The sequence below is a fragment of the Sphingorhabdus wooponensis genome (assembly GCF_003933235.1).
GTDB lineage: Bacteria > Pseudomonadota > Alphaproteobacteria > Sphingomonadales > Sphingomonadaceae > Sphingorhabdus_B > Sphingorhabdus_B wooponensis.
The window spans coordinates 636,299-661,363 of sequence record NZ_RWJI01000001.1 but is presented as its reverse complement, the minus strand read 5'-3'; the positions used below and the strand labels follow the sequence as shown (position 1 = coordinate 661,363).

Annotated in this window: 24 protein-coding genes; 2 read left to right on the top strand and 22 right to left on the bottom strand. The window is 54.1% G+C overall.

Annotated features, from left to right (window positions below; all coding sequences use genetic code 11):
- Window positions 1-52 precede the first annotated feature (52 nt).
- From ftsZ to D7D48_RS03320, 19 genes are all read right to left on the bottom strand, one after another.
- On the bottom strand, window positions 53-1,552 hold the full coding sequence (gene ftsZ / locus D7D48_RS03410; protein ID WP_125229953.1) for a cell division protein FtsZ: 1,500 nt from the start codon (window positions 1,550-1,552) through the stop codon (window positions 53-55).
- A 185-nt stretch (window positions 1,553-1,737) separates the two neighbouring features.
- The gene (gene ftsA / locus D7D48_RS03405; RefSeq protein WP_125229952.1) at window positions 1,738-3,003 is read right to left on the bottom strand and encodes a cell division protein FtsA; all 1,266 of its coding nucleotides are present in this window, start codon (window positions 3,001-3,003) and stop codon (window positions 1,738-1,740) included.
- Window positions 3,000-3,956: a cell division protein FtsQ/DivIB gene (locus D7D48_RS03400; protein WP_125229951.1), complete on the bottom strand. Its 957-nt coding sequence runs from the start codon at window positions 3,954-3,956 to the stop codon at window positions 3,000-3,002. The genes ftsA and D7D48_RS03400 overlap by 4 nt, the downstream gene beginning before the upstream one ends.
- Window positions 3,956-4,879, bottom strand: coding sequence for a D-alanine--D-alanine ligase (locus D7D48_RS03395; protein ID WP_125229950.1), 924 nt, complete (start codon window positions 4,877-4,879; stop codon window positions 3,956-3,958). Before D7D48_RS03395 ends, D7D48_RS03400 begins: the two co-directional genes overlap by 1 nt.
- Complete coding sequence (gene murB / locus D7D48_RS03390; RefSeq protein ID WP_125229949.1) at window positions 4,876-5,772, bottom strand: UDP-N-acetylmuramate dehydrogenase; 897 nt, start codon at window positions 5,770-5,772, stop codon at window positions 4,876-4,878. Before murB ends, D7D48_RS03395 begins: the two co-directional genes overlap by 4 nt.
- Window positions 5,769-7,175, bottom strand: a complete 1,407-nt coding sequence (gene murC / locus D7D48_RS03385) for a UDP-N-acetylmuramate--L-alanine ligase (RefSeq protein WP_125229948.1) — start codon at window positions 7,173-7,175, stop codon at window positions 5,769-5,771. The genes murB and murC overlap by 4 nt, the downstream gene beginning before the upstream one ends.
- Window positions 7,172-8,353, bottom strand: a complete 1,182-nt coding sequence (gene murG, locus D7D48_RS03380; RefSeq protein WP_125229947.1) for an undecaprenyldiphospho-muramoylpentapeptide beta-N-acetylglucosaminyltransferase — start codon at window positions 8,351-8,353, stop codon at window positions 7,172-7,174. The genes murC and murG overlap by 4 nt, the downstream gene beginning before the upstream one ends.
- Complete coding sequence (locus D7D48_RS03375) at window positions 8,350-9,570, bottom strand: FtsW/RodA/SpoVE family cell cycle protein (protein WP_125229946.1); 1,221 nt, start codon at window positions 9,568-9,570, stop codon at window positions 8,350-8,352. The genes murG and D7D48_RS03375 overlap by 4 nt, the downstream gene beginning before the upstream one ends.
- Window positions 9,567-10,856, bottom strand: a complete 1,290-nt coding sequence (murD, locus tag D7D48_RS03370; protein WP_125229945.1) for a UDP-N-acetylmuramoyl-L-alanine--D-glutamate ligase — start codon at window positions 10,854-10,856, stop codon at window positions 9,567-9,569. Before murD ends, D7D48_RS03375 begins: the two co-directional genes overlap by 4 nt.
- The gene (mraY, locus tag D7D48_RS03365) at window positions 10,853-11,923 is read right to left on the bottom strand and encodes a phospho-N-acetylmuramoyl-pentapeptide-transferase (protein ID WP_125229944.1); all 1,071 of its coding nucleotides are present in this window, start codon (window positions 11,921-11,923) and stop codon (window positions 10,853-10,855) included. The genes murD and mraY overlap by 4 nt, the downstream gene beginning before the upstream one ends.
- Window positions 11,923-13,311 carry a UDP-N-acetylmuramoyl-tripeptide--D-alanyl-D-alanine ligase gene (locus tag D7D48_RS03360; RefSeq protein ID WP_125229943.1) on the bottom strand — a complete coding sequence of 463 codons (1,389 nt, stop codon included), beginning with the start codon at window positions 13,309-13,311 and terminating at the stop codon, window positions 11,923-11,925. The genes mraY and D7D48_RS03360 overlap by 1 nt, the downstream gene beginning before the upstream one ends.
- Complete coding sequence (locus D7D48_RS03355; protein ID WP_125230863.1) at window positions 13,308-14,702, bottom strand: UDP-N-acetylmuramoyl-L-alanyl-D-glutamate--2,6-diaminopimelate ligase; 1,395 nt, start codon at window positions 14,700-14,702, stop codon at window positions 13,308-13,310. The genes D7D48_RS03360 and D7D48_RS03355 overlap by 4 nt, the downstream gene beginning before the upstream one ends.
- Window positions 14,703-14,734: 32 nt before the next feature.
- Window positions 14,735-16,471 (bottom strand): peptidoglycan D,D-transpeptidase FtsI family protein, encoded by a 1,737-nt coding sequence (locus D7D48_RS03350; protein ID WP_125229942.1) that lies wholly within the window; start codon window positions 16,469-16,471, stop codon window positions 14,735-14,737.
- Window positions 16,471-17,064 carry a hypothetical protein gene (locus tag D7D48_RS03345; protein WP_125229941.1) on the bottom strand — a complete coding sequence of 198 codons (594 nt, stop codon included), beginning with the start codon at window positions 17,062-17,064 and terminating at the stop codon, window positions 16,471-16,473. Before D7D48_RS03345 ends, D7D48_RS03350 begins: the two co-directional genes overlap by 1 nt.
- Entirely contained in the window at window positions 17,061-18,017 is a 957-nt protein-coding gene (rsmH, locus tag D7D48_RS03340) for a 16S rRNA (cytosine(1402)-N(4))-methyltransferase RsmH (protein ID WP_125229940.1), read from the bottom strand. Before rsmH ends, D7D48_RS03345 begins: the two co-directional genes overlap by 4 nt.
- A complete protein-coding gene (locus D7D48_RS03335) occupies window positions 18,014-18,502 on the bottom strand; it encodes a division/cell wall cluster transcriptional repressor MraZ (RefSeq protein ID WP_125229939.1) in 489 nt (162 codons plus the stop codon). Before D7D48_RS03335 ends, rsmH begins: the two co-directional genes overlap by 4 nt.
- Window positions 18,503-18,812: 310 nt before the next feature.
- Window positions 18,813-19,643, bottom strand: coding sequence for a Gldg family protein (locus D7D48_RS03330; RefSeq protein ID WP_125229938.1), 831 nt, complete (start codon window positions 19,641-19,643; stop codon window positions 18,813-18,815).
- Between the two features lie 10 nt (window positions 19,644-19,653).
- Window positions 19,654-19,941 (bottom strand): hypothetical protein, encoded by a 288-nt coding sequence (locus D7D48_RS03325; RefSeq protein ID WP_125229937.1) that lies wholly within the window; start codon window positions 19,939-19,941, stop codon window positions 19,654-19,656.
- 30 nt (window positions 19,942-19,971) lie between these two features.
- A complete protein-coding gene (locus D7D48_RS03320) occupies window positions 19,972-20,964 on the bottom strand; it encodes a cysteine synthase A (protein WP_125229936.1) in 993 nt (330 codons plus the stop codon).
- Between the two features lie 174 nt (window positions 20,965-21,138).
- On the opposite strand from D7D48_RS03320, the gene D7D48_RS03315 reads away from it, so the two are divergent.
- Window positions 21,139-23,283, top strand: a complete 2,145-nt coding sequence (locus D7D48_RS03315) for a TonB-dependent receptor (protein WP_125229935.1) — start codon at window positions 21,139-21,141, stop codon at window positions 23,281-23,283.
- A 131-nt stretch (window positions 23,284-23,414) separates the two neighbouring features.
- Entirely contained in the window at window positions 23,415-23,537 is a 123-nt protein-coding gene (locus tag D7D48_RS03310; RefSeq protein ID WP_125229934.1) for an entericidin A/B family lipoprotein, read from the top strand.
- A 106-nt stretch (window positions 23,538-23,643) separates the two neighbouring features.
- Here D7D48_RS03310 and tatC read toward each other — a convergent pair whose 3' ends face one another.
- The 3 genes from tatC to D7D48_RS03295 are packed head-to-tail and all read right to left on the bottom strand — an operon-like array spanning window position 23,644 to window position 25,009.
- On the bottom strand, window positions 23,644-24,411 hold the full coding sequence (gene tatC, locus D7D48_RS03305) for a twin-arginine translocase subunit TatC (RefSeq protein WP_125229933.1): 768 nt from the start codon (window positions 24,409-24,411) through the stop codon (window positions 23,644-23,646).
- Complete coding sequence (tatB, locus tag D7D48_RS03300) at window positions 24,408-24,740, bottom strand: Sec-independent protein translocase protein TatB (protein WP_125229932.1); 333 nt, start codon at window positions 24,738-24,740, stop codon at window positions 24,408-24,410. The genes tatC and tatB overlap by 4 nt, the downstream gene beginning before the upstream one ends.
- A gap of 47 nt (window positions 24,741-24,787) precedes the next feature.
- On the bottom strand, window positions 24,788-25,009 hold the full coding sequence (locus tag D7D48_RS03295) for a twin-arginine translocase TatA/TatE family subunit (RefSeq protein WP_125229931.1): 222 nt from the start codon (window positions 25,007-25,009) through the stop codon (window positions 24,788-24,790).
- Window positions 25,010-25,065: the final 56 nt, after the last annotated feature.

Sequence of the window (25,065 nt, the reverse complement as noted above, 5' to 3'; positions counted from 1 at the left end):
CGACAAACGGTTGCCTAAAGCGGACGAAATGACGCTGCGATGTAGACTTGGCTTACGAGTTGTTCTGCCTATCAAGGAAACGCGGAATGCCAGAGCTGCTTGCACCACCGGCGCCCTTATCATCGTCATCGTCGGACCGGGAAAGACCACGAGAGAGGTTCGACATACGTTCAAACAATGTCCCACCTGTGGGAATGCGCGGCGCCGCTCGCTCTGGCGCCTGCGTCACGTCTACCGGTGCAGGCGATGGTGCATTTGCGTTCGCATTTTCGTCTGCTGGCGTGTTCAGTTCAAGCGCATCTGCACCTGCCCAAGACGTAGGCGAAAAGGCGTTCGTTTCTGGGGCGCTTTGTTCGCTGGCTTCTTCATCAGCTGTGGGGACTTCAAAATCACTGCCCAAGACCAAGCTATCGTCTTCAGCCTCAGCTGCTGGTTCCGCAACCTGCACGTCTTCTTCAGCTGGCGCAGAATCGGTGGTTTCGAATAAAGACGCTGTTGGCGCAGGAGCGGCCGCAACGGGCTCAGGCGCCGGCCGGCTAAACGAAAATGGCGTGCGCGATTGCGTTGCCGGCGATGCAGCTATGCCATCATTATCGATACCGGTTGCCACAACCGAAACGCGGATTTTGCCATTCAGATTTTCGTTAAACGCCGACCCCCAGATGATGTTTGCATCAGGGTCAACCAGCTCACGAATATGGTTCGCAGCTTCATCCACTTCCATCAGGCGCATATCTTCGCCACCAGTGATCGACACGATAACGCCCTTTGCGCCTTGCATCGAGACACCGTCGAGCAACGGGTTGGCAATCGCCCTCTCCGCAGCTTCAAGTGCACGGCCATCGCCTTCGGCTTCGCCCGTACCCATCATTGCTTTGCCCATTTCGTGCATGACGGACCGGACGTCGGCAAAATCGAGGTTGATTAAGCCAGGCATGACCATGAGGTCCGTGATACCGCGAACGCCCTGTTGCAGAACTTCGTCAGCAAGCAAAAATGCCTCTTTGAACGTCGTGTTCGGGTTCGCCACCAAAAACAGGTTTTGGTTCGGAATAACAATGAGGGTGTCCACATGCTGTTGCAGTTCGGCGATGCCTGATTCTGCGGAGCGCATCCTACGCGATCCTTCAAAAAGGAACGGCTTGGTAACAACACCAACAGTCAAAATGTTCATTTCGCGTGCAGCTTGCGCGATAACAGGCGCAGCACCGGTTCCGGTTCCGCCGCCCATGCCAGCAGCGATGAAGCACATATGGCAACCCGCCAAAGCAGACTTAACTTGCTCAATCGTTTCTTCTGCAGCTGCGCGGCCAACCTCAGGACGAGAACCAGCGCCAAGACCTTGCGTAATCTCAGGCCCAAGCTGAATGCGATAATCCGCAGGCGAGGCGTTCAATGCCTGCGCATCGGTATTAGCCACGACGAAGTCGACGCCTTCAACCTTAGCGCTAATCATATTGGCAACCGCGTTACCGCCGGCACCACCAACACCTATCACTGCAATTTTCGGCTTCAATTCGTCAACCATGGGTGGTCCGATATTGATGCTCATAACTTTATCCCCTTAGCCTCTTTGGCTTGTTCGAAATTTAGATGCTTTTGGCACAAAAGCGTAAAGCGCACATCAGAAATTTACCCGTTTTGCACAGGTTTCTATCAGGCCAGAAGCGCGATGACTTCATCGTCGAAATTTCAGGCCATTTTTTCGACTTGCCGCAGAATTTATGCGGTTACCGGCTAAAAATTCTCACGAACCGCCCGTTTTATGCGTTCAATCAAATCTGGTATCGATCCGCCCAGATGCTCTGCGCGCAATTCATAGCCCGATTGCTGTTCAACCCGCTCTGAAGCAGCATAGTGAATCAACCCAACAAGCGTTGAGAAAGCGGGACCAGAATGTGCCTCGGGAATGCTGACAAGTCCAGTTGGACGCCCGATACGGACCGTGCGACCTAATGCGCTCTGCATATGTTCAGCAGCACCTTTTAATTCAGCGCCGCCACCGGTCAGGACAACCTGATGTCCCGATGGTCCCGTAAAGCCCAATGTTTTTAACGCCTGCGCAACTTCGGTCACAATGCCGTCGACGCGCTGGCACACTACGGCATTCAACTGCGCTTTAGTGATGCGTGGCGCTTGATTGCCCGGTTCAACGCCATTTTCGTCCGGGCCGATGTCGAGCACTTCCTGATGGTCACGTGGGCTAGTCAGCGCCGAACCGTGAAAACATTTCAGCCGCTCTGCTTGCGCACGGCGAATACCAAAGACAGACGCGATATCGTCGGTAATGTCCGATCCGCCTTTTTGAATGGTTTCAAGACCGACCAGCATCCCACCTATGAATACCGACACGTTGGTCACCGCTGCCCCAAATTCGACAAGCGCAACGCCAAGCTCACGTTCTTCAGCCGTCAAACAGGCAAGGCCTGTTGCAACGGGTCCAACCACCAGCGAATCAACATCCAAATGCGCAGAGCGCACCGTCATATCCATGTTGCGGACCGGTGATTGGTCAGCAAGCACGACATGCACGTCAACACCCAGCCTATTTGCGTGCAGCCCAACCGGATTTGCCACACCGCCAACACCATCGAGCGCATATAATGTAGGTTGGATATGCAGCGCAATTTTACCACCTGTCTGAATATTGGCACGCCCAGCCTGGAGCAGTTCGTCCACATCATCTTGCGTGATACGGTCGCCGCCTAATTCGATTTCAACGGGCGCCAACATACTATCGAGACCACCCGAAGACATCCCGACCCAAGCCCGGTCAATGTTAAGGCCAGCAATGCGCTCCGCTTGCTCGACCGCATGGCGAACGGACAATTCGGCTTGTTCGACATCTGCAATGCAGCCACGGGTAACGCCCCGGCTCTCGCGCTGCCCCGTGCCCAGCACTAGCAAATCACCATTTTCCGTTTGTCGGGCAATTAACGCCGACACTTTTGATGAACCGATATCAATCGCCGAAATTAGTCGTTCAGCGCGCGCCGTTTTCATGCCGTCAATCCATTGTTTTTTTTTGTTATTTCGTTATTTTTATTATCGTCTTTATTATCCACTTTAACAGGCTCTGCCTGTTGCACTTTAGTAGGTTCTGCTTTTGGTGCTTTGCGGAAATAAGCGCGATTAGGGTCACGCAGGTCAAAATGGATAAGGTCGCGACCTAGCAACCGGTGAACGCCATCCAAGCGTGCAAAGTTCAGTAATGCCTTGGCAGCTTCAGCCTCACCCTCTGGCAAAGCCAGCGTTTCGCCCGTTTGAAACTGCAAATCCCAGCGCCGGTTACCAATCCAGGTTGCGCCCGAAACCTGCGATTTCAATGCCGAAGCATTATCAAGCAAGGCGTTCAATGCGACGATATGTGTATTGGCTTCGATACCATTCAACGTCGGTAAGTCGCCCCCCTCACCGGCACGAACATTTGCTAGAACGATGCCATTCGCGTCGATTAGCGAATATTTTCCGTTCCGTTGCCAAATCGCAGCAGGCTTGCGTTCAATAATCTCTACCGCCAATGTGTTGGGCAACTGCCGCGAAACGCGGGCGTCCTTAATCCACCCATATTGCAGCAAATCCGCGCGCACCTTGTCGATATCCACCAAGGGCATCGCACGATCTTTTTCGGCGAGCACCAATTGATAGACTTTCAACTGGTCCACTCGTTCCATGCCTGTAACCTCGACACGCTGGACTTCAAAGCCGGCCTTTGCCGCAAGCGCCGCATATTGTTGGTAAGCAGCAGCCGTCAGTCCGGCATATTGCGCCGCAACAAAGGCAAGCAGCGTGAACGCCGCCAATATGATCCAGGTAATAATGCGCTGCACATCCTGTTCGGACAATGGCAGCGCGCGTATTAACATATCAACCCACGACGATTGCAGCACCTTTTGCCGAGGGCTTGGGCTTTTTGCCTTGCGTTTTGCGGGCGCTTTACGTGCGACACCCGCCATTATGCCAGCGCCTCTTTAACGATAATGTCCACAAGTTGCTCATAGCTGATCCCAACATGCCGTGCTTGTTCGGGCACAAGACTGAGCGGTGTCATGCCGGGTTGTGTATTGGTTTCGAGAACAAAAACGCCGTCCATGCCAACGCTATCATCCCAACGGAAATCAGTGCGCGAGGTGCCTTTGCAGCCAAGCAATTGATGCGCGCGCAGGGCCGTATCCAGCATATATTGGGCAATATCATCCGGGATTTCCGCAGGGCAAATATGTTCCGTCAGCCCGTCCGTATATTTCGCATCGAAATCGTAAAAGCCGCTTTTGGGTTTCAACTCGGTCACACACAATGCCTTGTCGCCCAATACCGCCACAGTCAACTCACGGCCTTTGATGAAAGGTTCAGCCAGAAGTCGGTCAAATTCCTGCCATGGCCCTTTGGCATCGCGGGCGATCGGATTACCGTAATTGCTATCTTCGGTGACAATCGCGACGCCCACCGAGCTGCCTTCATTCACTGGCTTCAGCACATAAGGGCGCGGCAGAGGATCACGTATGTAAAGGCTTTCGCTGTCTACCATCGTACCCTTGGGCATTGGGATGCCGGCAGGCACGAGGCACTGTTTGGTCAGTTCCTTATCAATAGCGATGACCGAGGTCACCATACCGCTATGCGTGTAAGGGATGCCCATCAGATCCAGCATGCCCTGCACCGTGCCATCTTCACCAGGAACACCGTGCAAGGCGTTGAACACCACGTCAGGGCGAAGGGCCGTAAGGACTTGCGCGATATTGCGGTCCATATCGACGCGGCTGACCTGATAACCAACCTTTTCAAGCGCATCGGCCACACCATTGCCGCTCATCAGGGACACGGGGCGCTCGTTCGACCATCCGCCCATCAATACCGCAACGTGAATTTGCTTACTCATTTCGGTTCACCCACGCGCTGTATTTCCCATGTTAACTCTACGCCCGAATGCGCCAATACGCGGGCACGCACTTCTTCGCCAAGCGCCTCGATATCTGCACTGGTTGCATCGCCGGTATTGATAAGAAAATTGGTATGTTTTTCGGACACCTGCGCACCGCCAATCTGAAGACCTCGGCATCCCGCAGCATCAACCAATTGCCATGCTTTATGTCCGTCAGGATTTTTGAAGGTGGAGCCGCCGGTTTTGGAGCGCAATGGCTGCGATGCTTCACGCGATGCGCTAATCCGGTCCATCTCGGCCTGGATTGCTTCTGGATCGCCTAGGTGGCCTTGGAAGCGCGCGGCCACCACAATTGCGCCATCGGGCAGTTCGGAATGACGATAACTGTAATGCAAATCTTCCACCGGCAAAGTCACCAACGTCCCGTCGCGCATCACCACATCGCAATCGCGCAAAATGTCTTTTACCTCACCACCATAAGCGCCGCCATTCATGCGTACAAATCCACCTACGGTGCCGGGGATGGAACGGAGAAACTCTAGGCCGGATATGCCCTTGTCGCGCGCGGTGGATGACACCAATATGCCCGACGCCCCCGCGCCGCACTCCAACGTCATTGCATCGGTGCAGGCAACCTTCGCAAAGGCCTTGCCCAAACGAATGACAATGCCCCTGAAACCGCCATCGCGGACAATCAGGTTAGACCCCAGACCAAGCGCCATCACTGGCGCAGTAGGGTCAAGGTCGCGCAAAAAGGATTGCAGGTCAGCCACATCCTTGGGTTCAAATAATATGTCCGCACAGCCGCCAGACTTGAACCACACCAAGGGCGCCAACGGAGCGCCTTGGGTTAGTCGTCCTTGTACGTGCGGCAGGCGCTCCGTTGTCATGCACGCGCTGCCTTTATCGCGTCGGCAAGGCCTGCGGCCCACTTCGTGATGTCGCCCGCACCGAGGCATACAACAATGTCATCGGCCTGCACAATTTCGGCCAACTTGCGCGCCAAGTCACCCGCGTCCGATACAGTCGTGGCGGAACGATGCCCCCTTGCTTTAATGCCATTTACCAACGAGCCGGCATCTATGCCCTCAATTGGTCCCTCCCCTGCGGCATAGACCGGCGTGATGAAGACCATATCCGCGTCGTTAAACGCTTGTTGGAAGTCATCCATATGGTCGCGCAGCCGGGTGAAGCGGTGCGGCTGTGCCACGGCAATCACCCGCCCCTGCGCACCTTCACGTGCTGCAGACAGTACGGCGCGGATTTCGACCGGATGATGGCCATAATCGTCGATGATCGTGACGCCATCTATTTCGCCCACTTTGGTAAAACGCCGTTTAACACCGCCAAATTTGTCAAAGCCATGCGCGACAGCCTCGTCGCTCATGCCCATTTCAAGGCCTACCGCGACAGCGGCGAGCGCATTTTGTACATTGTGGCGGCCCGGCATGGGAAGTTCGATATTCTTTATAGTACGTAGCGACCCGTCGCGGGCGCGAACAACAACATCGAAGCTGTTACCGCCGGGGTGCGGGGTAACATTTTCGCCGCGAATGTCGGCCTGCGCCGAAAAGCCATAGGTAATGATCCGACGGTCCCGGATTTTCGGCAAAATAGCCTGCACTTCGGGATGGTCGAGACACATAATCGCTGCGCCATAAAAGGGCACGTTTTCGACAAATTCGACAAAGGCGTTTTTGATTGCATCAAAATCGCCATAATGATCGAGATGTTCCGGATCGATATTGGTGACGACCGCAAGCGTCCCATCAAGCCGCAGGAAGCTGCCGTCGCTTTCATCCGCTTCAACCACCATCCAATCGCTTGCCCCAAGGCGTGCGTTGGAACCGTAGCTGTTGATGATACCGCCATTAATGACCGTCGGGTCAATGCCGCCATGATCCAACATCGCCGCAATCAGCGATGTCGTCGTTGTCTTGCCATGCGTGCCAGCCACAGCAACGGTGTTCTTCAACCGCATCAATTCAGCCAACATTTCGGCGCGGCGTACCAAAGGTATCCGTCTTTCCAAAGCGGCGTCGCGTTCAGGATTGCCTTTCTTCACCGCCGTCGATGTTACCACCACTGCGGCTTCGCCCAGATTTTCGGCGCTATGGCCAATCATTACCTTGATACCGCGTTGCCTAAGGCCGTCGATGACATAGCTATCCGCAATATCGCTACCCTGCACTTGGTAGCCCAAATTGTGCATGACCTCCGCAATACCGGACATGCCGATGCCGCCAATGCCTACGAAATGCACAATTCCTATATCAGTTGGCACGCCTCTCATGCTGCATTCTCTTTGGCAAGTGCGGGGGACGGGTTAAAGCCACCACTGGATTGAGATTTTGATTTTAATCCATGCATGATGGGAGCGCGACCAAAGGATTCGACCAAGTCGGCAAGATCAGCAACCGCATTAGGACGGCCACAGCTTTTGGCCGCCTTGGCTGCATTCTCCATCGCACCGGGCTCCAATGCAATCAATTGGATTTGTTTTGCAAGCTCAGCTGCGGTGAATGCCGGCTGCGCAATGGCGCGCGCCCCGCCCGCTTCGACCATTTCTTTAACATTGTAGCTTTGGTGATCGTCGGTTGCACTCGGCAGCGGAACCAATATCGCTGGCCGTCCAGCGCATGTCAGCTCCGCAATCGTCGATGCCCCTGCCCGCGATACCACCATATGCGACCAACCCAGTTTTTCGGGCATATCGGGCAAATAGGTCGCCAATTCAGCTGGAATATCATGCGTCGCATAAGCGGCCCGCACGGCGTCAATATCTTCCGCGCGGCATTGCTGTGTCACCTGCAAACGCCGCCGCAAACTCACCGGCAAGATCGACAGCCCTTCCGGCACGACATTGGAAAGCACCGTGGCGCCTTGGCTGCCGCCTGTCACCAGTACGCGAAATATGCCATCGGCCGATAATGCTGGATAAGGCTGGTCCCGCAAATCAAGCACCTCTTCGCGGACTGGGTTGCCAACCAGATGCACCTTGCTGGCATAGCGCGGCGACAGGCGAAGCACGTCGGGATAAGCGGTGGCAATGGCGTTCACGCGCCGCGCGGTAAAACGATTGACGCGCCCCAGCACGGCATTTTGTTCATGAATAATCGTTGGTATTTTCTCGGCAAAAGCACCCAATAATGCTGGAAATGCCGGATAACCACCGAAGCCGATCACGGCGCTGGGCGCAAAATTTGCATATAAGCGGCGCGCCATCATGCGGCCTTCGGCAATCGCCTTTAGGCCGGGAAGCCAGCTCGCCGGATTTTTGGTGATGCGCCCCGCGGGTAATTTATGCGTTGCAATTTCGTCAGGGCATCCCGGAATTTTTGCCCCGCGCTCGTCCGTAATCAGCGCCACATGATGGCCGCGGTTGATCAGTTCCTGTCCCAGCGCAAAGGCAGGAATCAAATGCCCGCCCGTACCGCCAGCGGCCAACACATAATGCCGAGAAATGGTCATGGCTTGTGTCCCTTCACCATATACAGCGACCGGTCAAGATATGGGTTTCGCTTCGTCAGCGCGAGTATGAGGCCGCACGTAATCGAAAGCGCAATGATAGATGATCCGCCATAGCTGATGAAAGGTAATGTCATACCCTTTGACGGGAAAACGCCCAAATTCACAGCTATATTAATCATCGCTTGCCCGCAAAACTGCGCACCAAGACCCGTGACTGCCATCACCACAAACTGGTCTTTCTCATCTAACAGACGAATGATGATCCGGACCAAAATCGCGAAGTATAAAATGGCAATGGCCATACAGGATAAAAGGCCGAATTCTTCACCGATGACAGAAAAGATATAATCGGTATGCCCCTCAGGCAGCGAATATTTCTTTATACCAAGCCCAGGGCCAAGACCGATAAAGCCACCGTTAGTTAAGGTCGCCAGTGCCATCTTGTCATGCGTCAGCCCCTCCGTACCAAAAATCCATGCGTCTATCCGCTGCGTAGCGACGGGATAAAAATTATAAGCGAGCAAAATGAATACAACACCGCTGATCACAAGGAACCACAACCGGCTTGCAGGCACACCAGCAACCATCATCAGCGCAAACCAAGTCCCCATGAACAAAATCGTTTGCCCAAGGTCAGGTTGAAGCAACAGAAAGAGACACACAAGGCCAGTAGCAATGCTGGTAAGGACTAGAACGGGCAAGCCTGGATCTTTCAACCGCCAACTAATAATCCACGCCATCATGACCGCGAAAAAGGGTTTCAGAAATTCAGACGGCTGCAACCCTGCGAAACCTGGACCAATCCATCTTTGTGAGCCGTTCACTTCACGTCCCAATATGGGAACCAAGGCAAGTAGAACAAAAAAGATGCAGAAACCGTAAACGGCAAACCGTCTCGCTTTTTCACGCGGACACATCGAAATGGCCAGCATGATCGGGACACCAATGCCAACAAATATCAATTGCCGATAGAAAAAGTGCAGCGATGAAAGCTCCGTCGTCGACGATGAAAGCCTTTGTGCACCCGCAGGGGACGCAGCCGCAACCGCCAGCAAACCAATGGCGATTAACACCATCATCAGTGACAATAAGACGCGGTCGAGTTCCCAAAACCACACGCCTAATGGCGAACGGTCACCACGACCCAAACGATTGGCAAAGCCGATCTTACCGGTCTTGGCCGCAAGGACCCATGGTGCTTCTGTGTTGTCGCTCATAAGGCTTCCACAATCGCACGAAACGCGTCGCCGCGGGCTTCGAAGTCTTTGAACTGGTCAAAAGACGCACAGGCCGGCGAGAGCAGAATAACGTCACCCGGTTCAGCTTGCGCCGCCGCCGAATGCACCGCAGCGCCCATCATCTCGCTGCGTTCCACGGGCATATATGGTGATAACAATTCATGGAACAATGGCCCCGCTTCGCCAATGGTATACGCTTTCACAACATGGCCAAAATTGGGGATGCATTCGTCGAGATTATCAGTCTTTGGCAAGCCGCCAACGATCCAATGCACGCGCGGATATGCGGCCAATGCAGGCGCAGTGGATGCCGCATTTGTGGCCTTGCTGTCATTAACAAACAATACACCTTTGCGCTCGGCGACAACCTCCATCCGATGGGCAAGCCCATCAAAGCTGCGCATCGCTGGCCGCCACTGGGCTTCCGTAAGCCCTAAAGATTCGACGATGGCGATGGCCACCGCAATATTCTGCAAATTATGGGGCCCTTGAAGCGATGGCCATTCGGCCTGACCGGTTACCAATTGCGGATCGGCGAGATGCACATACTCTGCGCCGCGCCGCGCCAGCACTTCGTTGTAGACGCGTTCGGTATCGGCATCCCCCTTGCCAAACACAGAAAACTCTTTGCCCGTTTGCATTGCAAACAGCCGCGCTTTCGACGCTATATAGCCTTCATAGCCGTCATAGCGGTCGAGATGATCTGGCGAAAGGTTGATGAGCGCCGCGGCTTCGCACGCGAGACTTTGCGTTATGTCAATTTGGTAGCTTGATAGTTCAAGCACATAAACGCCACCTGCAGGTAATGGCGCTTGCGACAATATGGGCAAGCCAATATTCCCCCCCATGCGGACGGGAATTGAAGCGCTTTCCAGCAAATGATGCACCAATGCCGTCGTGGTGGATTTACCGTTTGTGCCTGTAATACCCACGACACGATGCGGTGGCAGGTTCGGTCGTGCCATTGCGAACAATTCTATATCGCCAATTAATGGTATGCCTGCCGCCTTTGCCTTATCAGCAATCGGGTGGCGGTTGATAGGCACGCCCGGCGAAACGACAATGGCTGTATAGCCGGTTAAGTCGCTCAGCAACGGGTCAGCAATCGTCGCAATATCGGCAACCTTGGCGCGCGCGCCTTCGTCATTATCCCATGCCAGAACCTCGGCACCGCCCGCGACAAGCGCACGCGCAGCCGAAAGGCCCGAGCGCGCAAGTCCCAATATTACGAACTTCCGGTCTTTAAAGGCAGGGGTTGTGATCATCTGAGCTTGAGGGTTGATAGCCCCGCAAGCGCCAATACGAAAGCCACAATCCAGAAGCGAATGACAACGGTTGGTTCGGACCAGCCAAGTTGTTCAAAATGGTGGTGTATCGGTGCCATGCGAAAAATGCGCTTACCTGTCCGCTTAAACCAAAACACCTGAATGATGACCGATAACGCCTCCACCACAAAAAGGCCGCCGATAATCGCGAGGACAAATTCATGATGCGCCACAACCGCAATTGCGCCTAGCGTGCCACCTAAGGCCAAACTGCCGGTATCGCCCATGAACACCGCAGCGGGTGGAGCGTTAAACCACAAAAAGGCAAGGCCCGCGCCCACAATGGCACCGCACAGCATGGCGAGGTCCCCTGCACCCAAAAAGAACGGAATGCCTAAATATTCTGCATATTTGGCATTGCCGACCATGTAGACGATCAACATAAATGCAATTGATGCAATAATAACCGGCATAGTCGCAAGGCCATCAAGGCCGTCGGTCAAATTTACAGCATTGCCAAAGGCCACAATAACAAACGCGCCAAAAGGCACATACCACCAACCCAAGTCGATTACGGGACCGTTGACGAAGGGAAGATATAAATTGCCGCCCGATTGCCAAACAATCAGCGATACCGCGACACCTGCAATGGCAAACTCCCACAACAACCGGACCTTGCCGGAAACGCCCTTGTGGCTGCGTTTCTTGACCTTGTCATAATCATCGAGAAATCCAACGATACCGAAACCAACGGTTACCAATAAACAGGCCCAGACATAGAGGTTTTTCAGGTCCATCCACAAAAGCATCGAAATGCCGACCGACACCAAGATCATCAGCCCGCCCATCGTTGGCGTACCGACCTTCGCCAAGTGGGTTTGCGGTCCATCGCTGCGGATGGGCTGCCCTTTGCCCTGACGAACACGCAGCATGCTGATAAAGCGTGGCCCAATGAGTAGACCGATGATCATTGCCGTCGCAATCGTCGCACCAGAGCGGAAGCTGAGATAACGGATAAGGTTAAAAATACCCGGAAACCCAAGATATTCGGCCAAAATATATAGCATCAGTTGCTCCCACCCGTCAGCGCGTTAACGATGGAAGAAAGCCCCATACTATTGGAACCTTTGACCAAAACCGTATCTGATGCGCAAAGATATTGTTGCAGAAGGATAAGGGCCTCCTGCGCCGTCGCGCAATGCGCGAATTCCTTCGGTCCCTCAACCCCTGCTTTCAACTCTTCGGCGAGAATTTCCATCTCTTTACCGACGAGGATTGCAAAATCTACCTTCGCGGCGGCCAAGGGAAAGGCAAGCGCGCGGTGATAATGATCACTCTTTTCGCCCAATTCCTTCATCGAACCTAAAACAGCTATCCGCCGCCCACCGCCCGACAGTCCCAACTGGCCAATCGTTGCGGCCATGGAAGCTGGGTTAGCGTTGTAGCTTTCATCGATCACATGGACACTGCCGCCAGTAACGACCACATCATGCCGCGCGCCACGACCGGATAGACCACCCATTTCAGCCATCGCCAAGCCTGCCGATGCCAGGTCACCACCCGCCGCATGTACAGCAGCCAATACCGCCATGCTGTTCGCAATCCAATGCTGACCGGGTTGCGACAAAGTAAATGACAACATCGCGTCGCATACTTTTGCATTGATCAGCGTCCCATTATGGGGCGTATTGAGATAGTCGATAACGCGGACATCCGCATCAGGGCTAAAGCCAAAGGACAATATTCTGTTGGTATATTGCTCTGCCGCAGCACGCAGGCGCGGATAATGCACATTGTCTGCGGGTAAGATCGCCGTGCCGCCTTCAATCAGGCCTTCAAATATCTCGGCCTTGGCATCGGCAATGCCGCTTTCATCTCTAAAAAATTCGATATGCGCAGGGGCGATTGTCGTGATGATGGCTACTTCGGGGCGGACAATATGGCTCAAGGCGCGCATTTCGCCTGCATGGTTCATACCCATTTCGAAGACGCCAAAATCGCAATCTGCGGGCATCCGCGCCAGACTTAACGGCACGCCAACATGGTTGTTATAGCTTTTTACCGAACGATGCGCACGCCCGCGTGAACAACGGTCTAAGGCGGCAAACAGGGTCTCCTTGGTACCTGTCTTACCTGCAGATCCGGTTACCCCAATGATCTTTGCTTTTGTACGCGCGCGGGATGCATGGCCCAATGCCTCTAATGCCTGCATCGTATCAGAAACAAGGATATGTGGGTGCGACACAGGTTGCGATACGATTGCGCCGGCAGCGCCGTTGGCAAATGCCTTGTCTACGAACAAATGCCCGTCCGTTTCCGCGCCTTTTAGAGCCAAAAACAAATCGCCTTTGCCGATTTCACGCGAGTCAAAGGCGACGCCAGTTACATCAAAGTGCCCCGACGCGGTACCGCCGGTGGCTGCTAGCAATTCCTCAAAGGCCCACAATGGCGTCATGCCGCGCATTCCCTTGCAACTTCGACATCGTCAAAGGGCAGAACCCGGCCCATAATGATTTGCCCTTGTTCATGGCCTTTGCCCGCTATCAGAACAATATCGTCCGGCTCAGCATGCTCAATGGCAAAGGCAATGGCATAACGCCTATCGCCAATTTCATACGCGCCCTTCGCCCCCGCCATCACATCCGCACGGATCAGCGAGGGATCTTCACTTCTTGGATTATCATCGGTGACGATCACAATGTCGGAATCCGCAACGGCCACTGCACCCATTTCGGGACGCTTGCCCGTATCGCGATCGCCGCCTGCACCGAATACAGTAATAAGTTTACCCTTGGTATGGGGGCGCAAGGCCGCAATCGCCGCGCGCAGTCCATCGGGCGTATGCGCATAATCAACGTAAACGGGCGCACCGCTTTTGGTGATGACCGCGCGCTCCAAACGTCCGCGCACGGGCTGCAATCGCGCAAGATGCGACAGCAGGCTCTCAACATCTCCACCGCTTGCCATAACCACGCCTGCCGCGACCAAAGCGTTCGCGGCCTGATATGCGCCAATCAGCGGCAGTTTCAATTTATGCACGTCGCCTTGAATGCGCAGTTCAAGTGTCTGGCCAAGCTGGGTCGGTTGGCGCGACAATAATTGGATACCCTTGCCCTTTTCACCTACTGTAATCAGGCGGATTTCCCGTTTGCGCGCGCGGGCAATGACTTGATCGGACCAAACATCGTCCGCCCAGATGACGGCGCAGCCGCTTTCGTCAACAACCTCGTCAAACAGCCGCATCTTCGCTTCAAAATAAGCTTCCATCGTCCCGTGATAATCGAGATGGTCGCGACTTAAATTGGTGAAAGCTGCAACCGATACCGGAACGCCTTCACTGCGATATTGGGAAAGGCCGTGGCTCGATGCTTCGAATATCGCATGGCTAATGCCTTCGCGCGCCAGACCCGACATATTCGCAAGGAAGGTCACAATGTCGGGTGTCGTCAGTCCAGTCTTCGCCTGATCCGATGCCGTAGTGATACCCAGCGTACCAATTGACGCCGCATTATGACCCGCCATCCGCCAAAGTTGTCGCGTCAGTTCTGCCGTCGATGTCTTGCCATTGGTTCCGGTGACCGCTGCCACATGGGCTGGAAATGGTTGAAAGAATTGTGCGGCAAGACGCGCGAAAGCTTGGCGCGGGTTAGCTTCAGCAATATGCACTGCGCCGCGTACAGCCGCTTCGGGACGCGCAACAACAGCTATGGCGCCAGCGGCAATCGCCTCATCGATAAAATCTTCACCGTTAAATGCAGTGCCTTCAAAAGCACCAAAAACCGTGCCGGGCGCAATCTTCCGATGGTCGATGGCGAAGCCGGTCACTATTCTGTCTGCAAATACCATATCGGCACCGCTTACCAATTGCCCGAGCTTCACTATTGCTCTCCCTTCGCCTTCCACAATAAAGGCATCAGTTCAGATACATCAACATCGCGTTTAATATCCGGAATGATCCCCACAAGTGGACCGATGCGAGTCACTGTTTTCTGCACAACAGGTGCCGCGGTATAACCTGCGGTCCGTTGAAAGCTTGAAGCCTCAGTACCCTTAGGTTCATCTAACATGGTAAGCACGACATAACGTGGATTATCCATCGGAAATGCAGCGGCAAAGGTAGCGACCACCAAATTACGGCTATATCCGCCAATGCCGGGTTTTTCCGCAGAACCGGTTTTGCCACCAACGCGATAGCCAAGAGCATCGGCTTTCTTACCAGTCCCGTCGACGACAATCATGCGCATCATTTGACGCATCCGTGCACTGGTTGCGGCCTTAAACACACGCTTGCCGGGAATTTTCGCGCCGGGTATGGTTTTGAACATTGTTGCGGGACGATAGATGCCACCATTTACCATTGCGGCATAAGCGCTCGCCAAATGCAGCGGCGTCACTGCAATGCCATGCCCAAACCCAACGGTCATGTTTTTAAGGCGATCCCATCTTTTAGGATAAAGCGGCATTGCTTTTTCCGCGAGCTCAATTTCGGGACGCCCATTAAAATGCATCGTACGTAACATCGCATCCATGCGCGCTGCACCCAAATTATCGGCAATTTGCGCGGTCACAATGTTCGAACTGTGGATTAGCGATTCAGGGGCGTTAATCCAGCGATCTAAAGGGTGCGAATCCCGAATTTTGAACTTGCCAACCTGAAGAGGCTTTGTCGCATCATAACGCACAGATAGATCACGAACGGTACCTGCATCCATCGCAGCAGCCACGGTTAACGGCTTGAAGGTAGAGCCAAGCTCATAAACGCGGTTGGTGACATTGTTGGTCTGCCGCGTAATCGGGTAGCGGCCATCCACAACGGGCTGCCCATCATCAGGAATATTCGCGAAAGAAGGTCGGTTTGGGTTGAACGATGGCAAGGTAGCCATGGCAATGACCTCACCCGTTTGCACATCTAGGATGACACCTGCAGCACCTTTAGCGGCCGTTGCCGCCATGCCCGAAGCAAGCTCGCTTTCAAGCGCCGCTTGCACGCGGACATCCAAAGCAAGATTCAACGGTGCGGAACGTTTTGACGGATCGCGCAGATAGTCATTCATGACGCGCTCCATGCCCATAGCGCCTTTGCCGTCACGGTTTACAAAACCAAGGACATGTGCGGCCATATCATGCTGCGGGTACAAACGCGTAGCCTCACGCGGAAACTCAATGGCGATTTCGCCCAAGCTATGCACCTGCCGAACTTGTTCTGGCAACGCACGTTTCCTTAAGTAGCCAGGCTTGTCCGCTGTCAGTTTCGCATAAAACTCAGAAGCTGGTGTATCCGGAAAGATGGCTGCCAATTGGTTCGCCAATTGCTTACGATCACCCAAAATATCTTCAGGCTTTACCCATATCGCATAGCCATAGATGCTGCGCGCCAAGGGAACGCCATTGCGGTCCACAATGTCGCCGCGCTCGGGTACATATTCAGTGCTCGTCGCGCCATAAGCCCGCGTGCTTTCAAACAACGCCAAAGTGGCGAGGCGACCAATCAACAGCACGACAAACATGCCAAATGCCAACAACAAGATAAGCATGCGCCAAAACCCGTGCGCCGCAAATGGTGGCGGGTTGACGCCGCTTTTTCGCGTAGTTGTGCGGGCCAGTTGGGGGTTCATTACCGGCGGCGTTCGTTCGCGGATTTAGCTGAAATATCGCGCAACAGATCATCGGACAAAAGCGTTTCGTCCATACGCGCAAGTCGTTCTGTTCGGGTTTGCTCAACCTTTGGCGCGACAGGCTTTGGTGCGGCGCGCTTTACCGGCTCGGCGAAAATCGGGGTCGCAACCGCCGCTGCAATCGCGGTCGACTTTTTCACCACAGCCTCAATCGTTGGTGCTGGATTAGCTTGGTTAGCACTAGGCGCAACGTCAATATCTGCAGAAGCCATCATCACAGGTTTTGTTTCTTGCAGATCTCCGGTGAGTTCTGCAAGCGCTGCTTCGCCATTGACGAATTGCTGCGCCAATGGTGGTTGATAGCCGTATAAAAGCTCATTCCATTCCTCCAGTTGCTGAAGGCTCGCCCGTGTCCGGATTTCAGCTTGAAGGAAGCTAATTTCGCGCTTCGTTTCCAGAATTTCGCGATCAACCGCAACCAAATCGCTATGCGTCGCTGCTACATTAAGCGACAATGGGTACAACAGAATGGCAACCATGAAAACCAAGGCTAACCAGCCAATGTTCTGAAGTCTTTTCATTGCGAGACTCATGCTGCAAGTCCTCCTGTTGCCCATGCGGGGGCGTGTGTGCGGGTTGCGGAACGCAAAGTTGCTGATCTTGACCGTGGATTACGGGCCAATTCGGCGTCCGATGGCCGGACCGCCTTGTCAGCTTTATTAAAAGTAGGTGATGGGCCGTCGCTGCCGACCATTGGCACATGGCGCGAACCGGCAGCCTCTGCACCGCTGCGGCGGCGCAAAAATTGCTTTACGATGCGGTCTTCAAGACTGTGAAAGGTGACAACAGCCAAACGGCCACCGGGCTTCAACATACGCTCAGCAGCCTCAAGGCCATCCGTCAGTTCGTCCAATTCGCGGTTCACATGAATGCGAATGGCTTGGAAGGCACGGGTAGCAGGATCTTTCGGCGCACCAGGCTTGTGACCAACAGCCTTGCGAACAATCGCTGCCAATTGCGCAGTGGTTTCTATGGGCCGCGCCGCAACAATCGATCTCGCTATACGGCGTGAGCGATGCTCTTCGCCATATCGGTAGATAATGTCGGCAATGTCCGCCTCTTCGGCTTCATTGACAAAATCCGCCGCCGTCATGCCATCCTGCCCCATGCGCATGTCCAATGGGCCATCCTTTTGGAAGGAAAAGCCGCGCTCAGCGCGATCAAGCTGCATCGACGAAACGCCAATATCCAATACGACGCCATCGACCGACGAGATACCGTCAGCCATCAAAACATCGTCCATGTTAGAAAAACAGGCCGCGTAAAGACGCAAAGCGCCTTCGCTGCGGCCTGCAAGGTCCGCACCTTCATTAAGGGCATCGGGATCACGGTCGAACGCATAAACGCGCGCACCGCCAGCCAGTATCGCTTGGCTGTATCCACCTGCACCGAAGGTGCCATCCACGACCTCAGCACCAGGGGTGATGGCGAGAGAGTGAATTACTTCATCCAGTAAGACTGGAATATGGGGGACTGAAGCGCTCATTTGTCGCGCTTTGCCTGGGAAAGCCAATAATTCAGCTCGTCCTTAACGGGATTGAATGCTGCAGGAGCTTCTTTCAGGAAGACATCTGGGTTCCAAAGCATGAAATGCGTTGTTGCACCAAAGAAGAAGGCACGATCGTCAATGCGACCGAAATGCTTGAGCATCGGCGAAAGAACAAAGCGGCCGCTGGCTTCAAAGGCAGTCTCAAAAATCGAGGATGCCGAAACACCAGCGATTTCGCGGTCAAACTCAGCACCGCGATTAACAGCGCTTTGCCATTGTGCCTCGATATCAGCGCGCAACTTAAGGCGTTCGGAGCCGCCAAAGCCAATCAAGCACGGCAGGGTGGAATGCCGCGATATACATACGCTGTTGCTGCCGCTGGATTGCTGAACACTGTCGCGCAGTTCGGCAGGAATAGTCGTGCGGCCTTTGACATCGACATTCGACACCCCAGAACCTGCATAGACCACCAACGCTGACACTAACTGCACACCCCTTAAAAAAGGGCGCAGATCTCTAATCATGGCGAAGCATATCGCCATGCGGACGCCGTAACGACCGATAGAATCAGGAATCCACCCCTTGTTGACTGTGCATAGCAAGGGATTTTATGGATGAAAAGAGGGATTTTATGGAAAAACTAAATTATTTTATAAAAAAACATCCAAATTCCGTCACCTTTGGTACATCGACCAACATGTAGGTTGCATAATGAGAGCATTTTTTTCGTGCCCAAATCGTCCAAATCACCGGCTTTACGGATGATTTTCGCACTATTTCCCCCATCGCCCGTCATTTTCCCACAAAATCCCTGTCCAAGCCCTTATTGTCGCGCAGGGCTGTCAGAAGCGCCTGCAGCATGGCCATATTGGCAAACTCATCCTTACCAGTGAGTATCCGCATCCCGCGCCCCTCCCAAAAGGCCGCATCGAGAAGATCCGCATCAGCCACAAGAATGGCGCGCCCTTTGCCAATTCGGCAATCCGCCAATAGGCCTTTCGCCAATATTGCGCAGCGGTTCGCGGCATTGCTCGCTCTGGGCAACCATTCCCCAGCCGTCACCGTCCGGATGTTGAACACGCCAATTTTGCGCATGGAAGCGGGAACCTCATCCTCCAAAGGTAAGACCAACTCCAGCCCCCAATGTGCGAATAAGGGTGAGAGCATCGATGTAAACAACGGTCGTCGTTTGTCGCCCAGGGGATAGAGGCTTCCCCATTGCAAGGCAGGGTCAGCAAGTATCAACACAAGGCCACCTTGCCGCACCCAATTATCGAGACGGACAAGTTCGCGTGGCGCAAGAGCTCGCGGTTGCGCGAGCAAAAGCATGTGCTGAGACTTGGGATCCCAAGTCTCCAGATTGTCTATGGGCGTAATGTCATAAAGCGTTCTCAGCCGCGCAAAAGCGGGGTGCGGCGCAGCGTCCTTGGCCAGATCTGCCTCAATCCCCCCTTCGCTCCATATCAGCGGCAACGACGTCATCAGTGTTAATGGCGACTTTGGTCTATTATCCGCTGGACGCGTGGCGGCAAAGCCAACGAACCACAGCAAAACCGCCGATGCCGCTACCAAAGCAACAAGCAGCCACTGCCTAACGCCGAACCGGGCCAATCTATCAATCACCAAACAAATGTTAGCGCGTAGGCGCAGATGAAAGCGGTGCTTTTGCCGTATCCTTAGCCGCTCTTTCGGCGTCCGTTTCCTTAGCTACAGGTGTCACGCCCAGCTCCGCCAGCGGTTCATCCGGCGTTTTGTCCTTGTCAACGATCAGCGGCGTTGCGTCCGGCATGGCTCCAGTTTGCGGTCCATCGCTCACCCGGTCCAAGACCATATTTGCCAATGTCACGAACAACAACACAACAACGAGCCCAACAAGCCCTACCTGAATACGCTGAATTGCAGATTGCTTTTGTTCGGCCATATACGTTCTCCTTAGCCCTTAATTTGGCGCTTAGCTGTCTTGCTGCCAAGGCATTATGGGAAGGTTTTTGCTGCGCATCCACGCCGGGTTATAAATGGTAGACAAATAGCGGAAGCCTGTGTCGCACAAGATCGTCACTATACGCTTACCCGGCCCCAAATGCTTTGCCAGCGCGATGGCGCCTGCCACATTAATCCCCGAAGATAGCCCAAGGCAAAGCCCCTCCTCCGCCAAAAGCCGCCGGACCCAGACAAGCCCCTCCTCATCGGAAATGCGGAATTGCGTATCAATCGGAGCGCCCTCAAGATTGGCTGTAATGCGCCCCTGCCCGATGCCTTCTGCAACCGAACTGCCTTCGGCGCTTAACTCGCCGCATGCATAATAATTATAAAGTGCCGCACCGTGCGGATCGGCCAAAGCGATAGTGACGGCCTCATCCTTCGCCTTGAGACCAAGTCCGACGCCCGCAATCGTCCCACCCGTGCCAGCGGCGCAAATGAAACCGTCAATTTTTCCGTCCATCTGTGCCCAGATTTCCTCAGCCGTGGTTTCAATATGCGCGCGGCGGTTGGCAATATTGTCGAACTGGTTTGCCCATACCGCATTTTCCGTTTCTTCCGCCAATCGGCGCGAAGTGTGCACGAAGTGCCCCGGGTTCGCATAAGGCGCAGCCGGCACAAGAACGAGCTCCGCACCCAAAGCGCGCAGCGTATCCTTTTTTTCTTGGCTTTGCGTTTCGGGCATGACGATGATTGTCTTATACCCAAGCGCATTGCACACCAAAGCAAGGCCAATGCCAGTATTGCCTGCCGTGCCCTCAACGATTGTTCCGCCGGGTTTCAACAGGCCCTGCCGTTCGGCATCCCGGACGATGTAAAGCGCGGCGCGATCCTTTACCGATGCGCCAGGGTTCACATATTCACATTTGCCAAAAATATCGCATCCGGCTTCCTCGCTTGGCCCTTTCAGGCGGACGAGCGGGGTGTTGCCAATCAAATCAAGTGTTGAGCCAAGCATATTCATATCGCCGATAGCTAGGCGCGTTCATAGGCAATCGCAAGACGGTCTGATCGTGAGCGCGACAATATGCGTGGCAAAAGTGGATTAATTCGCAAATTGTAATTCAGGTATTGTTATATTGTATCATTGTGGATAATATATCGCCGTAACTCTTGCTCTTATGGATAACGTTCTCTTATGAAAACCGCACCGCTTTTCACAATATCCGCAAGCATTTCGGCATTATCGCTGGCTTTGGCAGCACCCGTTTATGCCCAGCAGAGCAACAGCACTGCAACCGAAACCGAACTGCTGTCCGACGATTTTCATGGTACAGACGATATTGTCGTAACAGCGCCTTATGTCGAACGGCTCGACATTCTTTCCGGCACATCCGCTATTTCGGGCGAAGTGCTCGCGGAAAAAACGCGCGCACAATTGGGCGATATTTTGACGAGTTTGCCGGGTGTTTCGGCGACAAGCTTCTCGCCTGGCGCATCGCGGCCTGTACTGCGTGGGTATCAAGGGAACCGCGTGGCTGTTCTCACAGACGGCATTGGTAATATCGACGCCTCCAACACGTCTGCGGACCATGCCGTAACAATCGACACGTTAACAATAGAGCGGATTGAAGTGCTGCGCGGACCAGCTGTCCTGTTGTTCGGTGGCCAAGCCGTTGGTGGTGCAGTCAATGCGCTCGATAAAAGGATACCAAGGTCCATCCCGGACGAAAACATCCACATCGATGCCTTGGCCGGATATGGCAGTGCAGCGCGCGACTGGTCCGGCGGCGCGTCAATTGATATGCCAATTACCGACCGCGTTATCGTCCATCTCGACGGCAGCTACCGCAACAGCGATGATATGCGTACTGGCGGCTATGTCCTCTCCCCTAATTTGCGTGCGGATATGCGCGAATTGGCTGCCGAGGAGGCAAGCGAAGGCCATATCGAGGAAGCGGAAGAAGCACGCGAGCTGGCCGAACAGCGCGGACGCATTCCCAACAGTGCGGTAAAAAGCTGGACCGCTGGCGGCGGTATCGCGTTTATTGACGATAATGGCAATCTTGGCGTGTCGTACAGCATATATGACACTAAATATGGCATCCCCGCACGCCCCGGCGCATCCCATGCGCATGAGGGCGCGGAACATGCAGAAGGTGAAGAAGGCGAAGTGCCCGTTACCATTGGCTTGCGCCAATATCGCTTTGACTTCCGCGGTGAAGTCAATTTAGGCGACGGCTTGTTCGAAAAACTGCGCCTGCGCACGGGCTATGCCGATTATACCCATACCGAATTTGAAGGCGACGAAATCGGAACAGTCTTCAACAGCCAAGGCATTGAGGCGCGCGCCGAATTTGTGCAGAATGAACGCAACGGCTGGCGCGGGGCAAGCGGCGTTCAATATCAAACGCGCGATTTCGAAGCGATTGGCGCGGAAGCCTTCGTCCCGCCAAACAAGACGCGGCAATTTGGTCTGTTCACCCTGCAGGAATATACCAAAGGCAATCTGGATGCTGAGGTCGCGATACGTTTTGACACGGCTGAACTGCGTGCCGACATTCTGGGCCTTGCGCGCTCATTTGATAATGTCTCAGCCGCATTTGGTCTTGGTTACCATATTGGCGATCTGAAGATCGGCGCGAACGTCTCGCGAACAGGGCGCGCACCCGCTGTGGAGGAATTATTCTCCAATGGACCGCATATCGCAACGCAGGCTTATGAAATTGGCGACCCTGATCTGAAAAGCGAGCGCGCGTGGAATGGCGAACTCTATGCGCGGTTCGACACGCCCGGGACAGCGTTCAGCGCAACGCTATACACCAACCGCTTCGACAATTTCATTTATGAGGCTGAGACCGGCGACATCGAAGATGACTTGCCCGTGTTCCAATATTTCCAGAATGACGCCAAGGTTTGGGGTGTAGAATTTCAGGCATCCAAGCGCCTTGCGAGCTTTGGCAATACCAACCTGTCGGTCGATGGCGTTGCCGATTACACACGCGCCAAAATCTCGTCTGGTGGCGGCGATGTGCCGCGCATCCCACCCTTGCGTTTGCTGGGCGGCGTTGAGTTGACCAATGCCGGCTTTGACCTGCGCGGCGAAGTCGAATGGAGCGACGACCAAACCAAGACCGCGATATTTGAAACGCCAACAGATGGTTTCACTTTGGTCAATGCTTCCGCGACTTGGCGACCATTCGGGCGGGATCGCAACATTGCACTGATTGCGTCGGCAAACAATATTTTCGACGTCACCGCCCGACGTGCCGCCTCCTTTACCAAGGATTTCGTGCCATTGACTGGTCGTGATTTCCGGGTGACGGCGCGGGTCAGTTTCTAATCAGAAAGATTGTCCGCGTAACGCCACCAAGGGATTGATCCGTCAATCGCGCGCTAAAAAACGGAACCTCCGCGCGATCGGCGGGTTAGCCTGCTAGGTCTAATTTGTGGGCCAAGCTCTTGGAGAATATCATGCGCAAAATTGCAACGATCATCCTGCTCTCAGCATCCTTGCTGGCGGCGGCCTGCAACACCGTCAAGGGTGTGGGCGAAGATATTGAATCTGTTGGTGAAGCAGGCGACCGCGCCACGTGATAAATGGCATTTTGTAGTAACAAGAAGGGCTTGAGGGAAACTTCCGGCCCTTTTTGTTTGCTAAGGGAAGGAAGCGCGAAAAATGAGGTCAACAGCGCCTTCAAACTTACAGAGCCACCTCTTCTCTAGGCTCTGCCTTATTACGGCGGCGGCGGGTGAACCAAATCGCGACAAGCGCAAGTTCGTATAAAATGCACAAGGGGATTGCGAGCAACAATTGCGAGACAACATCGGGCGGTGTGAGGACGGCGGCGATGGCAAAGGCGCCGACAATGGCATAACGGCGCGCGCTCTTAAGCTGCTCCAGTGTGACAATGCCAGCGCGTTCCAGCAACATCAACAGCACCGGCAGCAAGAATGAAATGCCGAAGCCAAAAATGAACTTCATTACGAAATTCAGATAATTGTCGACACCCGGAAGTGCCTGTTGCTCAACTCCGCCAACAGAACCACCAAAACCGAGCAGATATTCCAACGCAACGGGTATAGCCATGAAATAGGCCATCGACGCGCCAAGGATGAACAACACAGGCGTTGCGAGCAAAAACGGCAAAAATGCTCGCTTTTCTTTGTTGTAGAGGCCGGGTGCAACGAAGCGCCACAATTGCGTGGCAAACACAGGGAAGGAGAAGAAGGTGGCAGCAAAAAACGCGACCTTAATCTCAACAAAAAATGCCTCAAATATTGCGGTATAGATCAGTTTCGTCTGACCTGAAGCGAGCAAAGGTTGCACGAGAAAGCCAAAGATGGGCCGCGCGAAATAGAGGCTGATGCCAAAGGCGATAGCGAGCGCCAAAAAGCTCCAGAGCAAACGGCTGCGCAGCTCAATCAAATGATCGAGCAAGGGCATTTTGCTTTCGTCAATTTCGTTCATGTCTTAGCCGCCGTCTCGGTGGGCGATGTGTCGACCGGCGTTTCTGCTATAGGTGTTGCAGGGTCATCGCCGATGACATCTGCGCGTGGATCCGCTGGATGTGCACGCATGATACGCTCATTCTCAGCCTTCCACTTTTTCTCCATCTCGTCCAATTCAGACTGACGCACCATTTCGTCAAAGCCGGAGCGAAAATGTGCGGCGACACCGCGCGCCTTGCCCACCCATTTACCGACAACACGCAAAGCCTTGGGCAAATCCTTTGGCCCAATGACCAAAAGCGCCACAAGGACGACAAGCAGAAGTTCGGATGACGCGATGTCAAACACATCAGCCCCCTGACATTGGAGGTGAATGATACTGCGTTGTCAATGACTTAACCTTGAGTCTTGTCAGTCTGCTTTTCAGCGTCAACAACGGTATCCGCGCCAATTTGTGGCGGCGCCTTAGGCGCTTCGTCGTCTTCGCTCATACCCTTTTTGAAGCTTTTAATGCCTTTGGCCACGTCGCCCATCATGTCGGAAAAACGGCCCTTGCCGAACAAGAGCAACACCAAAATGCCAACAATCAGCCAGTGCCAGATGCTAAAACCACCCATTTTAAACTCCTAACGGGGCGCGCCCCGGATGTTGCGACCCCGATGTCGCATGACCT